The 13,165-nt window shown below is 69.0% G+C and carries 6 protein-coding genes; 4 read left to right on the top strand and 2 right to left on the bottom strand.

Features of this window, described 5'->3' with window-relative positions:
* Positions 1–229: 229 nt before the first annotated feature.
* Positions 230–2,068, top strand: coding sequence for a glycoside hydrolase family 44 protein (locus tag JRI60_RS32495; protein WP_239469833.1), 1,839 nt, complete (start codon positions 230–232; stop codon positions 2,066–2,068).
* Here JRI60_RS32495 and JRI60_RS32490 read toward each other — a convergent pair.
* Positions 2,004–4,868: an ELWxxDGT repeat protein gene (locus JRI60_RS32490; RefSeq protein WP_204219814.1), complete on the bottom strand. Its 2,865-nt coding sequence runs from the start codon at positions 4,866–4,868 to the stop codon at positions 2,004–2,006. The two genes, JRI60_RS32495 and JRI60_RS32490, sit on opposite strands and share 65 nt — an antisense overlap.
* 192 nt (positions 4,869–5,060) lie before the next feature.
* Here JRI60_RS32490 and JRI60_RS32485 point away from each other — a divergent pair, with 192 nt between their 5' ends.
* From JRI60_RS32485 to JRI60_RS32475, 3 genes are read left to right on the top strand one after another with little or no spacing between them, the layout of a single operon-like run.
* Positions 5,061–6,476, top strand: coding sequence for an SBBP repeat-containing protein (locus JRI60_RS32485; protein ID WP_239469832.1), 1,416 nt, complete (start codon positions 5,061–5,063; stop codon positions 6,474–6,476).
* 13 nt (positions 6,477–6,489) lie between these two features.
* A complete protein-coding gene (locus JRI60_RS32480) occupies positions 6,490–9,579 on the top strand; it encodes a tetratricopeptide repeat protein (RefSeq protein ID WP_204219813.1) in 3,090 nt (1,029 codons plus the stop codon).
* Positions 9,576–10,466: a sigma-70 family RNA polymerase sigma factor gene (locus tag JRI60_RS32475; protein WP_204219812.1), complete on the top strand. Its 891-nt coding sequence runs from the start codon at positions 9,576–9,578 to the stop codon at positions 10,464–10,466. Before JRI60_RS32480 ends, JRI60_RS32475 begins: the two co-directional genes overlap by 4 nt.
* Positions 10,467–10,481: 15 nt before the next feature.
* On the opposite strand, the gene JRI60_RS32470 is transcribed toward JRI60_RS32475, so the two are convergent.
* A complete protein-coding gene (locus JRI60_RS32470) occupies positions 10,482–12,944 on the bottom strand; it encodes a glycoside hydrolase family 3 protein (RefSeq protein ID WP_204219811.1) in 2,463 nt (820 codons plus the stop codon).
* Between the last annotated feature and the right edge of the window lie 221 nt (positions 12,945–13,165).

The raw sequence follows: 13,165 nt of genomic DNA, 5'->3' as shown, positions 1-13,165 counted from the left end.
TGCGTGGTCACGTGCAGAAACAGTTGCGAGCACACTCATTTCTCCTCAGCTACTTGTTCCGCGGTGCTGCCTCTTTGTCGGGGCATGAACCTGGAACGGGGGGGGAGGAGGATCGGTGAAAGCTCGAGCACAGTGGGGAAGTGGGCGGGAGTATCAGGCTACGGTTCTCAGGTGGTTCGCGGGTCTGCTCGTCGTCCTGGCTCTTCCCGCCAACGCGCAGAATCCTGCCGTGACTGTAAATATAGACGCGGGGGCTGGGAGACATGCCATCAGCCCCTCCATCTATGGCGTGGCGCATGCAAGCCAGGTGGATTTGAACGAGCTCAATGCGCCGCTCAATCGCAGCGGCGGCAATGCCACGACACGGTACAACTGGCAATTGAATGCAACCAATCGGGGCAGGGATTGGTATTTCGAGAGCCTGCCCTATTCCAGCCCGGAGCCAGGTGGGGAGATGGATGCCTTCATCGCCAGCTCCAAGGCCGGCGGTGCCGAACCCCTCGTCACCGTGCCGATATCGGGGTGGGTGGCGAAGCTCGGTCTCCTGCGCACCCGCCTGGCCAGCTTCTCGATTCTCAAGTACGGCCTGCAACTGGACCGCGACCTGGAATGGTTCCTCGACGCGGGCAATGGCATCGGGCTCGATGGCAGGCTCATCGTCAATGATCCCAACGATGCCAACATGCCGTCGGCGCCCTCCTTCCAGAGGGGGTGGGTGCTCCACCTGCTCGAGCGCTGGGGCCAGCCCTCGGCGGGTGGGGTACGGCTCTATCTGATGGATAACGAGCCGAGCTTGTGGCACGTCAACCATCGCGACGTCCATCCCACGGGCGCCACCATGCAGGAGGTGAGGGATCGGCTCGTCAGCCATGCGGCCGTGGTGAAGGACACGGCCCCGGGAGCGCTCGTGCTCGGGCCGGAGGAGTGGGGGTGGAGTGGCTATTTCTATAGCGGGTATGACCAGCAATACGGCGAAGCGCACGAGTGGAGCCAGTTTCCGGATCGTGTCGCGAACGGAGGTTGGGACTACCTCCCGTGGTTGCTCGACCAGTTGCGCCGCAACGAGCAGGCAACTGGACGGCGGTTGTTGGATGTCTTCACCGTCCATTACTACCCGCAGGGCGGCGAGTTCAGCAGCGACACCTCCCAGGCCATGCAGCTGCGGCGCAACCGCTCGACGCGCTCGCTGTGGGACCCGAACTACACGGACGAGTCGTGGATCCAGGACGAGGTGATGCTGATTCCCCGGCTGAAGGACTGGGTCCGCACCTACTACCCGGGAACCCAGGTGGGCATCACGGAATACAACTGGGGCGCGGAATCCCACATCAACGGCGCCACCGCCCAGGCGGACATCCTGGGCCTCTTCGGACGCGAGGGGCTCGATTATGGCATCCGCTGGGAGTCACCGGTGGCCACCACGCCCACCTTCAAGGCGATGAAGCTGTACCGCAACTATGACGGCCGGAAATCCACCTTCGGCGATGTGAGTGTTTCGTGCACCGTGCCGGACCCGGACACGCTCTCGGCCTTCGCGGCCGAGCGCTCCAGCGACGGAGCCCTCACCGTCATGGTCATCAACAAGGTGTTGTCGGGTAGCACTCCCGTCACGCTGAACCTGGCGGGCTTCCCGAAGGCGGGCAGCACGCAGCTGTGGCAACTCACGTCGGCCAATGCCATCACCCGGCTGGCGGACGTTCGCGCCTCGAATGGACGCGTGACCGCCACCGTTCCCGCGCAGAGCATCACGCTCTTCGTCATCACCCCGGATGGCGGCGGCGCCGAGCCGACTCCGCCGACGGCGCCGAGCAATTTCTACGCCCAGGTCTCCGGCAAGAACGTGACGCTGCGCTGGACGGACAACTCCCAGACGGAGGCCGGCTTCGTCATCGAGCGGTCGCCCGAATCCTGGCCGCTGCAGTTCACGGCAGTCGGCCAGGTGGGTGCCAATGTCACCAGCTACGTGGACAAGCAGGTGCCATCGGGCAGCTATATGTATCGGGTCAAGGCCTTCCTCGGGACGGCGTCTTCCGCGTACTCGAATATGGATGGTGCCCGGGTGAAATAGCCGCTCTCCGGTGAAGCAGGAGGGCCGCGAAGGCCAGTGCCTGCCAGGCGAGCGCACCGCTGGCGCTCGCCCCGCAGCCTCCACAACTCGCGGAAGTGGAGGGCTCCTGGGGTTGCTCGGGCCGAGGCTCGCCCGAGGGGGGCGCCACCTGGACGTCGGGCACGGGCACCGTCCAGAGCTCCTGCGCATGCTCCGGATCCGAGCCGGGGAGCAGGAGCTGGTCGCCGAGCTGGGTGCCAAAGTCATAGGCGAAGGTGGAGGAATAGCCCTGGATGGGGAACGTCCCGTCGGCCGTCCCATCGCTCATCCAGAGCCGCTGGTCGCGCGTCACCGCATCCCGGGTTGCGATGAGGAGCAGGTTTCCGACACGGGACAGCTCCAGGATGTCCTGGCCGGGGAAACCGTCCTTCACCACGAGCCCCGTTCCCTCCGCCGTGCCGTCCGAGACCCAGAGGTCCCGGCCCACCATGAAGAAGGCCTTGCCTCCCAGCTCCACCGGGTTGCCGAGCATCGGCTCGATGGACCTGAGCGGGACCGTTCCGGATTCCGTTCCATCCGTGACCCAGAGTCGCCAGGTGGTGAAGTAGTCGGACCTGGCGCTGATGAGAATCCTGTCACCCACCTTCACCATGTACTGCATCGTCCGGGCGGCCTCCGCTCCCATGTCCTCGAGCAGGATCGTTCCGGCTTCCGTCCCATCACTCTTCCAGAGTTGGCTCCCAGGGCCTTGGAACACCAGGCTCCCTCCGAGGAGCAAGCCCCCCGTGTAGGGGAGATAGGACTGGGTGCGTCCCAGGTTCTTGATGACGGTGGTGCCGGCCTCCGTTCCATCACTCCCCCACAGCTCCAACCAGGAGCCGGTGCTCGCGTATCTGTGCACGGGAAAGAGGAGCTTGCCGTTCACCTCTCCCAGGAAGCGGCGAGTCGAGTCGTTCGCCCCACCGGGGGAGATGTCCTTGACGTACCTGGTGCCCGCTCGCGTTCCATTGCTCTTCCACAGGTCGCCGTCGACGGTGAGGTAGAGCTCTCCATTCAGGGTGCCCAGGGGAACGCCGATGTAGGAGCGCGAGTCCGGGTCGGCCTCCTGGAGCTGGATGGTGCCAGCCTCCGTCCCGTCACTCGTCCACAGCCGGGTGCCATGCACTCCATCATCGGCCAGGAAGAAGAGTCTTCCCCCCACGTTCATCAGCGCCCGTGGGATGGAGCCCGCCCTTCCCGGATGGATGTCCTTCACCAGCGAGGTGCCGGCCTCCGTCCCGTCGGTCTTCCAGAGCTCCTCGCCGTGCGTCTCCGTCCTGGCCAGGAAGAAGACCGTTTCGCCCACCCGGGTCAGATCGCCAGGCGCCGAGCTCGCGGGCCGCGTCTCCACGTCGCGGACGAGGACGGTGCCCTCCGGCGTTCCGTCGCTCTTCCAGGGCTCCGAGCCATGCAGGCCATCATCGGCCCAGAAGAAGAGCGTGCCGCCCGCGGCCACCAGGCTGACCGGCGCCGATGCGCTCTCCCCCTGGTGGATGTCCGCGACGAGCCGGGTGCCCTCCGGCGTTCCGTCGCTCTTCCAGAGCTCCTCGCCATGGACACCGTCGTCGGCGACGAAGAAGAGCGTGCCGTCCACGTTCTTCAGGTCCCGGAGCCCCGCTCCGTCCGGACCCGGGCGGATCTCCCTGACGAGCAGGGTGCCGTCCTTCGTCCCATCGCTCTTCCACAGCTCGGGGCCGTGGACGCCGTCATCGGCGACGAAGAAGAGCGTCGTCTCCACTTCGGTCAGTGACGTGGGGTTCGAGCTTCCAGCTCCAGGCTGGAGGTCCTCGACGAGGACGGTACCGTCCTCCGTCCCATCGCTCGTCCACAGCTCCAGGCCGCTGTCGTCGGACCGCACCAGGAAGAGCCTCGTTCCCGCGGCCGCCATCGCCGTGACGCTCCCGCCGGAGGCGCCGGGAACGAGGTCCTCGACGAGGACGGTGCCCTCCGGCGTTCCGTCGCTCTTCCAGAGCTCCCGGCCATGGACTCCATCGTCCGCCAGGAAGAACAGCGTCATCCCCGCGCGCGTCGGCATCGAGGGCGCCGAGTCGCCCGCGCCCGGACGGATGTCCTTGACGAGGACGGTGCCGGCCCCCGTCCCATCGCTCTTCCAGAGCTCCCGGCCGTGAGTACCGAGGCAATCATCCGCGGAGAAGAAGAGTGTGTTCCCCACGGCCTTCAACCCGGAGGGCATCGACGAGCCGGTTCCCGCGCAGATGTCCTTGACGCGGAAGAAGAGCGATTGCGCCGGGTCGAGCTTGTACAGCTCGGTGCCCGTGGAGGGGGGCGGGTAGGCGCGGATCTCCGTGAACGGGAAGAACAGGGTGCTTCCCACCGTGTCGAAGTCCCGCCGGTCGACGCTCCCGTCCGGTATCGAGCCAGGGATGCCGTAGAGCCCGCTGGATGTGCCGTTGCCGGTGTTCCACTTCCACTGCGGGGAGTAGTAGTAGAGGCGCCCGTCGAGCCCGAGCATGAACGAGGCTTGCGGTCCGTCCTCGAGGAGCACGGTCCCCTGCGCGGTGCCATCGCTCTTCCAGAGTCGAGCGCTCAGGTGATCGAAAGAGACGCCGTTGCTGGACGCCGACGTCACGACCTGCTTGCTCCGTGACGTGAAGAAGAGCGTCCCGTCGACCATGGCCGCCGCGGACGGGGTCGAGGACAACGGCTCGGTGTTGATGTCGACGAGCCTCCGAGCCTGGACCGGCGAGGCCGTACCGCCATGGCTCGAGAACGGGAACGACAAGGCCAGGAGCCCCATCAGGCTTCCTTGGAACAGCTTCATCTTGGATTCCCCCCGGAGAGCCACCGGCCGGACCCTTCGATGAGTGCAACAGGCCAACGACTCTGGGTGACGCACTCGCGAGGAGTCAAGGAGCCCTCTCCCAGTCCTTCATCCCCAGCACCGCCCGCGAAAAGATCCTGGATTCGATCGCCCGCGGAGCATAGGGAGCCGGGTGGAAAGAGGGGGGTGCTCATGTCGATTCGGATGGGTGTGGTGTTCCTGGTTCTGGTTTTGACGGGTTGTCCGGGCACGGGTGAGCCTTCTCCCGCCGGTACTCCCGACGCGGGCGGTGTCACTCCCAACGGCTGCTTCCAGGTGCCCGAGGACTCTCCGCTGTGGAGCGGCGAGGGCTTCATGCTCGGAACGGAGAAGGGCGAGGAGTTCCTGGACGTGGCCGTCGACTCCCAGGGCACGCTCTTCCTCGCCGGGTATGAGAATGGAGACGTCGGAGCGTCGAGGTTCGATCCCTCGGGAGACTCACGCGGCGTGCTGTGGAGGATGGGGCGGGCCGACGGAGCCACGATCGGGAAGAAGGTGTTCGACATCCCGGATGCCACCGAGACCCTCGATGCGCTGGCATTCCATCCGGACACCGGCGCTCTCTACTTCGCGGGCCGTACCACCGGCGCCTTCGAGGGTTTCACCCCCAGGGGCGCGCAAGACATCTTCATCGTTGGGCCCCGCGGCTCCGAATCAGACGTGATTCTCTATCAGGGTGGCACGGAGCGCCCGCAGCACCCGAACCGGCTCGACTTCGACGCCCATCGAGACCTCATCGTCAGCGGGTACGACGACGTCTACGTGCCGCCTGGCGGCAATTACGTGGAGCGGTGGGAGGACCCCTTCGTCTTGAAGCTGCGGTGGGCGGAGGAGGGCAGGTCGATGGCCGAGGTCTGGTGGCGGCAGTTCGACACCTCCATCTCCGACATGCTGGGCGGTCTGGCCGTGGACTCCCAGGGGGACTCGGCCATCTACGTCACGGGTACCAACTCCAATGGCACCCAGGATGGCCCCTTCGTGCGGAAGATCGACAACGCCACCGGTCAGCTCGGCTCCCCGTGGCGGCAGACGACGATCGGCATGGACATGATGCAGGCCGCCCACCTCCGGGCGGATGGGAGTCTGCTCATCGCGGGCTCCACGTTCGCTCGGCTGGGGACGCAGGCCTACGGCGAGCAGGACGTGGTGGTGCGAGTGCTGGACACGTCGACCGGCCAGCCCGTCTGGACGACCCAGTTCGGCTCCGAGGGGTCCGAATGGGTGACGGACATGGCGGTGGACGCCCAGGGCAACATCCTCGTGGTGGGCGAGACGCTGGGCGCGGTGGATCCCGCCCAGGGCAACCGGGGTGACTACGACGTCTTCCTGATGAAGTTCGACCCGGAGGGCAAGCTCCTCCTCGCCCGGCAATGGGGCAGCGCGGGGGATGACCACCCGAACGCCGTGGCGGTGGACGCGTGCGGAGAGGTCTTCATCGTCGGTTACACGACGGGAGACCTGCTGGGCCCCCGTTTCCCCTGGAACGGCTCTCGTGACGCCTTCCTCCTCACCACGGCCCGTCCGGGAGGCCGGTTATTGAGTCGTGAGAAGTCGGAAAAACAGTGGTAACCTTCCAAGCCGAATGGGGTGTCCGAGCGAGACGACCTTGGGCGACTTTCTCGGGGGAGCGCTCCGCGAGGAGCGGCGGGCGCTGGTGCTCACGCACATGGAAGGGTGCGCGGACTGCCAGCGGGCCCTGGCCGCGGGGGCCAGCTCCCTGCCGGAGCCGTTGAGTCCTGGCGAGCCCGGTGCGGAGCTGGCTCCGGGCGCTACCCTGTCGCGCTACGTGGTGCTCGAGCGGATCGGCCAGGGCTCCATGGGCGTGGTGTACGCGGCGAGGGATCCCGAGCTGGAGCGGCGCGTGGCCATCAAGGTGCTGCGCCCCGAGGGCCGTCAGGTAGAGGAGCTGCGGCGCAGGCTGCTGCGCGAGGCGCAGGCGCTGGCACGGCTGTCGGATCCCCACGTCGTCGCCGTGCACGACGTGGGGACGTGCGGGGACGGCATCTTCGTGGCCATGGATCTGGTGGAGGGCACCACGCTGGCGGAGTGGCTGCGCCAGCCGCGCTCCTGGCGCGAGGTGCTGCACGTCTTCGTGGAGGCGGGGCGGGGGCTGGTGGCCGCGCACAGGGCGGGGTTGGTGCACCGGGACTTCAAGCCCGCCAACGTCCTCGTCGGCCGGGATGGGCGGGTCCGGGTGACGGACTTCGGGTTGGCCTGCTCCGTGGACCAATCCGAGGCGTCCGGCGAGGCCGCGTCGTCGCGGGAGTCCCTTCCCGTGGAGGAGGAGGCCGAGCTCACCCGGACGGGCGCGCTGCTGGGGACGCCGGCCTACATGGCTCCGGAGCAGCTCCAGGGCCACAAGGCGGATGCCCTCTCGGATCAATTCAGCTTCTGCGTTGCCCTCTACGAGGCCCTGCATGGAGAGCGGCCCTTCCAGGGCACCAGCCTGGAGGAGCTCGGCCGGGCCGCTCGCGACGGGCAGGTGCGTCCGGCCAGGCGCGACACCCGGGTGCCCGCCTGGTTGAGGCGCGTGGTGCTGCGAGGGCTCCGGCCCAGGCCCGAGGAGCGCTTCCCCTCCATGGAGGCCCTGCTGGAGGCCCTCACCTCGTGTCCCCGGCGCGCGCGTCTCTGGGTCGCCGGCTGCCTCCTCGCCGCCGCCGTGCTGGGCGTGGGGCTGCAGGTCGGGGCGGTGCACCGCCGCGAGGTGCGCTGCGCGCAGGAGGTGGAGCGGCTCGACGCGGCCTGGAGTCCCCAGCGGCGGGAGCGGGCACACGCCGCCTTCCTCGCCAACGGCAAGCCCTTCGCCCTCTCCGCGTGGGAGCGGAGCTCCAGGGAGCTGGACGCCTATGCCGCGCAGTGGCGCACCCTGCGCGCCGAGGCATGCATGGCGATCGAGGAGGGCGATACCTCGACGAGCGCCTCCCAGACGGCCGTGTGTCTCGACGCCCGGCTCTGGCAGCTCGCCGCCGTCACCGATGTCCTGGAGCGCGCGGACTCGGAGACGATCCAGCGCGCGCAGCACCTGGTGGCCTCGCTCGAAGGGCTCGCCGCGTGCAAGGACGCTCCCGCGAGCGCGCTCCGCCCGCAGCCACCGGATGCCCTCCGCCCTCGCGTGGACGCGGTGCGGCGCAAGCTGGCCGAGGCCAGGGTCCGCCTGGATGCGGGCCGGTACTCCGAGGGGCTCGTGGTGACGGCCTCGCTCCTCCAGGAGATCCAGGGGCTGGACTACCGCCCGCTGGAGGCGGAGGTGCTCGTCACCCATGGCCAGCTCCAGGGCCTGGGCGGCAAGCTCAAGGACGCCGAGGAGAGCTTCTACCGCGCCCTCTGGGCCGCCGAGGCCGGGCGCGACGACGAGATGACCGCGCGCGTGTGGATCTTCCTCATCTGGGCCGTGGGGGATCAGGCGGGACGCGCGGAGGACGCGGAGCGGGTGGCCCAGCACGCCCGGGCCGCGGTGGAGCGGCTGGGACGCGAGCGCTTCCCGGCCATGGCCGCGGACCTGGGTCTGCGCCTGGGCGTGATGCTGCTGGGCCAGGACAGGTTGGAGCAGGCGGACGCGGAGCTCTCGCGGGGCCTGGAGCTCTCCAGTCAGTCGCGTGGCCCGGACAGCGTGCGCACCTCCTACTTCGTCTCCAGCCTCGGCCGGGTCCGCACCCGCCAGCACCGCCACGCGGAGGCGCTGGCGCTGTTCCGCCAGGCCCAGGAGCTGCGCGAGCGGGTCTGGGGGACCGAGCACCCCGCCCTGGCCCTCAACCTCAACAACATCGCCATCTCGCTGCTGGAGCTGGGGCGGCGCGAGGAGGCGGTCGCCACGTGGCGCCGTTCCCTGGCCCTGCTGGAGGCCACCCGCCCCGCGGATCACCCCAGCTTCGCCGCTCCGCTCAACAACCTCGCCGCCGTCCAGCGCAGCCTGGGCCAGCTCGACGAGGCGCGGCGCAACCTGGAGCGGGCGCTCGCCATCTTCGAGCGAAGCAAGGGCAAGGACCACCCCAACACGGCGACCGTGCTCAACGAGCTGGGGCGGGTGGCCCAGGACTCCCAGCGGTTGGACGAGGCGCGTGCCTATCTCGAGGAGGCCCTGCAGCGCGTCCAGCGGGCGCTGGGTCCGGACACGCCGCGCGCCGCCTCGCCCCTGGCCAGCCTGGGGGAGGTCCACCTCCTGGCGGGCCGCTACGAGGAGGCGCGGCGCGATCTGACGCGCGCCCTGCGGCTGTGGGAGAAGGAGAGTGGTTCGGAGGCCGCGTCCGTCACGGCCGCGCTGCGTCCCCTGGCGCGGCTCGAGCTGGCCACCGGCTCGCCCGGCAAGGCGCTCGAGGACTGTGAGCGCGCATTGCAGGTGGACGCGCGGGTGCAGGGCGAGCAGTCCCCGGATGTCGCGTTGGATCTGGCCTGCCTCGGGGAAGCGCACCTGGCTCGGAGCGCTCCGGAGCAGGCGGTGCCGTTGCTCGAGCGGGCCCGGCTGCTCCACTTGAGTGCCCCGAGGGATCCCCTGGACGCGGCGTGGGCCTCCTTCCTGCTGGCACGTGCGCTCACGGAGCGGGGCGAGGCCCCGGATCGTGCCCGCGCCACCGAGCTGGCCGAGGAGGCCCGGACGCGGATGGAGGGACTGGGCCTCCGGGCCCGCATGGAGCTGCGGCAGGTGATGGCCTGGCGGCGAGGGGAGACACCATGAGTGAGGAAAGAGACCCGGAGTCCCTCTCGGCGCTGCTGCGAGCCCACGCGCCGCCGGAGCGGTGCGCCGCGCTGGAGCAGGTGGAAGGGCTGGAGACGCTCCTGCGCGAGCACTGGGCGGCGGCACGGGCGCAGTGGCCCTCCGTCCCGCTGGCGGCGGAGCGGTTCATCCGGCACCTGGCCCGCCATCTGACGGAAGGCTCCGGGGAGGCGTTGCGCCAGCTCCATGCCGCCGATCTGTATCTGGCGTGCGCCTGCGCGGAGGGCGTGCGCCTGGCCCTCCACGCCTTCGAGGAGCACATCCTCCGCAGGGTTCCCTCCCGCCTCGGCTCGCTGCCGGAGTCCACCGTGGACGAGGTGTTGCAGGTGCTCCGCGAGCGGCTGCTGCTGGGACGCGGGGACACTCCTCCGCGCATCGCCGACTACTCGGGCCGGGGCCCGCTGCTGGCATGGGTGCGCATCATCGCCTCGCGCATCGCCGGCGAGCTGGCGAGCCAGCAGGGGCGCCAGACGCTCTTCGACGAGCCGCCCGAGGTGCTCGCGAAGATGCTCGCCTCGGATGATCCGGAGCGGGATCTGCTCCGGGAGGACTCGCGTCAGGCGCTCGCCGAGGCGCTGCGCAAGGCGCTGGCGGCCCTGCCCGAGCGGGAGCGTGCCCTGCTGCGCCTGCACCACCTCCATGGCCTCACCATGGACCGGCTCTCGACGATGTACGGCGAGTCCCGCTCGGGCGTGGCGCGCCGCGTGGCCCAGGCCCGGGAGCGGTTGCTGAAGCTCACCCGCGCGGAGCTGGCTTCCCGGCTGAACCTCGCCGGCTCCGAGCTGGAGAGCCTCCTGGGCCTGGTGCAGAGCCGCTTGGATCTCAGCCTCAACCGGCTGATGGGCTGAGCGGCGAGGCGGTGCTCAAGGGCAGACGGCGTCGCCCTCGTTGGTGGCCAGACGCAGGTCGGTGAAGGTCAGGCTCAGGGCTCCCGAAGTCGTCAGGGTGAAGGGAGAGGTCACCGACGACATGTCCGCGCCCGCCTCGCGGAAGCAGCTGAGCTTGATCTTGAGGGTCCGGAACTCCTTCGGGGAGCCCTGCGACAGCAGCTTCGTGATGTCGAGCGAGGCGGAGCGGTTGCCTCCCGTCAGCGTCATCATCACCGGAGCCGTCGGCGCGCGGTCGAGGCGGTAGCGGATGGCGACCGCCATGTCTCCCGTGGTGTGGCGGCTGAGGTCGACGGGCAGGCCGGTGATGGTGGCGGAGGCCTGCTGCGCTCCGGACCACGTCAGCTTGCGGCCATTTTCCTGGGCGCCAGCGTCGACCACCTGGACCACGACCGCGCGGCTCGCGGTCTCGCCGTTGCCCATCAGGGCGGGGCTGGATCCGCCCGCCTCCGACAGCACCAGCGACCAGGGGGCGACCACCTTGCCCGAGCCGAAGAACAGGTCCGTGTTCGCCGCGGCGAGGGTGGGGCCCGGATCCTCCGACAGCGCCCCCAGGCGGGTGGGCTGGGCGTAGAACAGGCCGTAGCCGTAGGGGAACTGCGGGTCGTAGTTCGCGTCGCCCCGGTTCAGCGGCGTCTGCAGGGCCTTCTTGGGCCAGGAGAAGGACAGCTTGCCGACGAAGTCGCGCCGGGGCTTGCCGTCGCGGTCGCCGATCAGGACATCGGCCACGCCCTCGCCCTGGGAGCCGGGCAGCCACGCGGCCACGAAGGCGTCCGAGGCGTTGATCTCCGGGTTCGTCCACAGGGGCCGTCCCGACAGGAACACGGACACCACGGGGATGCCCTGGGCCTTGAGCTTCCGCAGCAGGGCGAGATCGGTCTTGTTGCCGGGCTGGTACTCGAGCGTGGCGACGTCGCCCTGGAACTCGGCATAGGGATTCTCGCCGTAGACCACGATGGCGACGTCGGGCTTCTTCGTGAACGAGCCGTCCACGCTCAGCTCGGCCGTGCCGCCACCGGCCTTCAGCGCGTCGCGGATGCCCGCGTAGATGGAGTGTCCGCCCGGGAAATCGCTGTTCGTGTTGCCGGTGCCCTGCCAGCTGATGGTCCAGCCGCCGCACTGCTTGCCGATGTCGTCGGCGCCGTCACCGGCCACCAGGACGTGGGCGGACGACTTGATGGGCAGCACGCCCTCGTTCTTCAGCAGGACGAGCGATTTGGCCACGGCCTCGCGCGCGACGGCCCGGTGCTCGGGCGCGCCGAGCAGCTCGAGCTTGCCTTCCAGCGGGCGCTCCGTCTCGAACAGGCCGGTCTTGATCTTGGCGCGGAGGATGCGGCGCACGGCGTCGTCCAGACGCTCCAGGGAGATCTCCCCGTTGCGCACCTGGGCGAGCGTGTTGGTGTACAGCCCCTTCCAGCTGTCGGGGGCCATGTACATGTCGAGCCCGGCGTTGAGCGCCTGGGGGCAGTTCTCGGTGGTGCTGCCGGGCAGCTGGCCGTGGGCGTTCCAGTCGCCGACGACGAAGCCGTCGAAGCCCATGCGCTTCTTCAGCACGTCGGTCAGCAGGCTCTTGTTCCCGGTGTGCTTGACCCCGTTCCAACCGGAGAAGGAGACCATCACCGAGAGGATGCCGGCGTTGATGGCCGGGGGATAGCCCGCGCCGTGGATGCGGATGAGCTCCTCCTCGGAGATGTCGGTGTCGCCCTGGTCCTTGCCGCCCTTGGTGGCGCCGTCGCCGAGGAAGTGCTTGGCCGAGCCGGCGATATGGCCTCGCGCCAGCGGCTGTCCCGGACGCAGCTCGCCCTGGAGCCCCAGGGTCATCGGGCCCGCGTAGCTCGCCACCACCTCGGGGTCCTCGGAGTAGCCCTCGTAGGTACGGCCCCAGCGGTCATCACGGGGCACGGCCAGGGTGGGGCCGAAGGTCCAGTCGATGCCGGTGACGGCGCTCTCCAGGGCGGTGATTTCTCCGATGCGACGGATCAGCGCTGGATCTCGCATCGCGCCCAGGCCGATGTTGTGCGGGAAGAGGGTGGCACCGGGGATGTTGTTGTTCCCGTGCACGGAGTCGACCCCGAAGATGACGGGGATGGGCGTGTGGCCCGGACGGCTCTCGAGCGACACCGCGCGGAACTCGCGCGCGATCTTCAGCCATTTGGCGGCGGACGCGCGGTCGTCGCCGTGCGGTCCGGAGTTACCACCGGCGAGGACGGAGCCCAGCGGATAGGTTCGTAGATCCTCCGGTTCGATCGAGTTGAGATCTCCCTGGATCACCTGGCCGACCTTCTCCTCGAGGCTGAGTCTGGCCAGCAACGCCTCGACCTGGGCCTCGGTCTGGGGGTCGGTCATGGCCGCGGGGCTCTTGGGCTGGGGCCAGCGCGTGGGGTGAGCCGTGGCTGGACCTTCGGGCGAGAAGTCGGTCATGCGCAGAGGAGTGGTCATGCTTGCTTTCTAGGCGGACCTGTTGGCCGCTTGGAACAAAAAGACTGTCACTCCCAATGCTAGAGGAATTGGAGGATGGCGTGGCCGAATCCCTTGGGATCATCCTCGCTGAAGGCGTGTCCGGAGTCCGTCACAGTGACGACGGGAATTTTCGAGGCAGCCACACGCGCGTGGAGCGGGCGAGCGTCTCACAGGAGACACTCGGAACATCCGGTGGCGAG

It is taken from the genome of Archangium violaceum (assembly GCF_016887565.1).
Lineage (GTDB): Bacteria > Myxococcota > Myxococcia > Myxococcales > Myxococcaceae > Archangium > Archangium violaceum_B.
This window is presented reverse-complemented; position numbering and strand designations above follow the sequence as displayed.